This is a genomic window from Ruegeria sp. HKCCA5463, assembly GCF_013034175.1.
In the GTDB taxonomy this organism is placed as follows: Bacteria; Pseudomonadota; Alphaproteobacteria; order Rhodobacterales; family Rhodobacteraceae; genus Ruegeria.
Genome location: NZ_WQFL01000026.1, coordinates 1 through 2,400, shown reverse-complemented (window position 1 = coordinate 2,400; position 2,400 = coordinate 1). Strand labels below are relative to the sequence as shown.

Here is a 2,400-nt window from a genome sequence, read left to right as displayed (position 1 = left end):
ACAGAAACCTCGTCTGCACATGCCCCCCAATGGACGCATACGCAGACGCCGCGGAATAGGGAACCGGGCGTAGCAATCCGCGGTTTGCTCTGGCGGATTGAAATCCGAAAATGAGGGCAGCGTCCTGCGAGGCGCTGCCTCTCGTCAAATCGATGGAGGAACAATGAAACACTATGTCCTCGCAAATGATCGCGCCGACCTGGCAAAGACCGGGCCGGAGGTGCCCGAAAGAATAAAACACATCGATGTTATCCTCAGCGACACGCGGGCACTGGCATCGGCCGAGATCGTCGTCGAGTTCTATCACGCTCTGAACAGCCTGGTCGAAAACTGCTCTTACGTCGTCAATCTCCGGGTGTCCGGAAATGACTCGGTCGGCGGGCCTCTTTATTGGGCAGGTCGGACGGCGATTTTCTGGGGCGACCTGGAGAACAACTGGGACGTCTCTGGTTCGCGCAGAAGCTGGATTTCGCAAGTTCTCAACCTGTCTTCAAGGACCGTTCTGGTCGGGGGAGCTGTCCTGTTGCTGGTGCAACTGGGCAGAGCAGGCCGAAACATCGTTGCGGTTCACCCGAACTTTGCCGCGGCCGCGCTGGAAAGCGGATTGGAAAGCTGCGGTGCGGCAACCCATCTGGCCGCCGACGGGCACCCCCACAGCGCGACCAGCAGACTGAGCGCGTTGCGGTTGTTGTCCGAATTCGTGTCCATGGATCACGGAGAGCATATAGCGGACGCATTGCGCAGCTATATCGGCCTGACCGAACCTACGCGAAAACACGAAAGCAGGTTGGCCGCCCAGTTGGTACACAGGGCAAAAGGCGATCTTCTGGTGATGCGCACTTTGGATGCGATGCAGGAGAACATCGAAGATCCACTGACGATCTCGGACCTTTCCCGTTTGCTCAAAACCTCGACGCGTCAACTGCAACGACGGTTCCTGAGCAAAACCGGAGCAAAGCTTCTTTCCACGTACAAGGAGCTTCGTCTGGAACGGGCGCAGAACCTGTTGCAGTTCACGAACATGTCGCAGATCGAAATCTCGGCAGCCACCGGTTTTTCATCGCCCGTCGCTTTGAAACGTGCGTTTCAACGCTGCTACAAAACCAGCCCGGATGATGTGCGGGACCGTCGGTTCATGGGGTCGATGGCGCCGGAAGGATCCTAGCACTTCTTCGGCCTGCGCAACGGGCGATGACATCGCGTGGGCAGTTTGCCCACGCAACTCTGGTTTGGTTCACGCCGCAGCAATCTGGCTGGCCTTTTCCACCAGCACTTCGGCCTGACGGATGGAGGCGTAATCTATCAGCCGACCGTCCAGCGAAACGGCGCCTTTTCCGTCTGCCTCGGCCTCGGCCATGGCAACAAGAATGCGCTGCGCCTTGTTGACCTCGGCGTCAGACGGCGACATCACCTCGTTCGCCAGCGCGATCTGGCTTGGGTGAATGGCCCATTTGCCTTCGCAACCCAGAACGGCGGCACGTTTTGCGGCGGCCTTGTAACCGTCCGGGTCCTGAAAATCGCCAAAAGGCCCATCAATCGGACGCAGCCCGTTGGCGCGCGCCGCAACCACCATGCGGGCCAGAGCATAATGCCACATGTCACCCCAATGGGACTGGCGACCGCCCTCGGGGTCCGCATCGGTCAAAACAGAGTAGTCCGGGTTCACACCACCGATGATCGTGGTGCGCGCACGGGTCGAGGCCGCATAGTCGGCCACGCCGAAGTGCAGGCTTTCATTGCGCTTTGATGCTGCCGCAATCTCACTGACATTCTGCATGCCAAGCGCGGTTTCAATGATGTGCTCGAACCCGATCCGTTTTTTGTAACCCTTGGCGTCTTCGATCTGGGTCACCAGCATATCGACGGCATAGACATCCGCAGCAGTTCCGACCTTGGGGATCATGATCAGGTCCAGCCGCTCACCCGCCTGTTCGACCACATCGACGACGTCGCGGTACATGTAATGCGTGTCCAGACCGTTGATCCGAACCGACATGGTCTTGTTGCCCCAATCGATATCGTTCAGCGCCTGAATGATGTTCCTGCGGGCCTGTTCCTTTTCATCCGGTGCAACCGCGTCTTCCAGATCAAGGAAAATGACGTCTACATCGGATTTGGCTGCCTTTTCGAACATTCCGGGTTGGCTGCCGGGCACGGCCAATTCACTTCGGTTCAGTCGGGCTGGGGCTTGGTCAATGGAATGAAAGCTCATGGGTTCGGGTCCTTCGTCTTACAGGTTCGGATAGATCGGGAATTTGGCACAGAGGTCTGCGACTTCGGCCTTGACCTTGGCTTCGACCGCGTCGTTGCCGTCTTCGCCATTGGCAGCCAGGCCGTCGACCACCTCGATGATCCAGTCGGCGATCTGGCGGAATTCGACCTCGCCGAAGCCGCGGGTGG

2 protein-coding genes and 1 pseudogene are annotated in these 2,400 nt (G+C 58.6%); 1 reads left to right on the top strand and 2 read right to left on the bottom strand.

Features of this window, described 5'->3' with window-relative positions; translation table 11 throughout:
* Positions 1 to 163: 163 nt before the first annotated feature.
* Positions 164 to 1,165 carry a helix-turn-helix domain-containing protein gene (locus GOW09_RS22215; RefSeq protein ID WP_171121063.1) on the top strand — a complete coding sequence of 334 codons (1,002 nt, stop codon included), beginning with the start codon at positions 164 to 166 and terminating at the stop codon, positions 1,163 to 1,165.
* A 69-nt stretch (positions 1,166 to 1,234) separates the two neighbouring features.
* Here the strand turns inward: GOW09_RS22215 and GOW09_RS22210 are convergent, their stop codons facing one another.
* Both GOW09_RS22210 and glyA read right to left on the bottom strand, forming a co-directional pair.
* A complete protein-coding gene (locus GOW09_RS22210; RefSeq protein ID WP_171121061.1) occupies positions 1,235 to 2,212 on the bottom strand; it encodes a CoA ester lyase in 978 nt (325 codons plus the stop codon).
* 18 nt (positions 2,213 to 2,230) lie between these two features.
* Positions 2,231 to 2,400: pseudogene (gene glyA, locus GOW09_RS22750) on the bottom strand (serine hydroxymethyltransferase); the annotation flags it as partial.

Bases quoted from the DNA above. Each gene is read 5' to 3' on its own strand.
- GOW09_RS22215 (WP_171121063.1), top strand. From the start codon at position 164: ATGAAACACTATGTCCTCGCAAATGATCGCGCCGACCTGGCAAAGACC.
- GOW09_RS22210 (WP_171121061.1), bottom strand. From the start codon at position 2,212: ATGAGCTTTCATTCCATTGACCAAGCCCCAGCCCGACTGAACCGAAGT.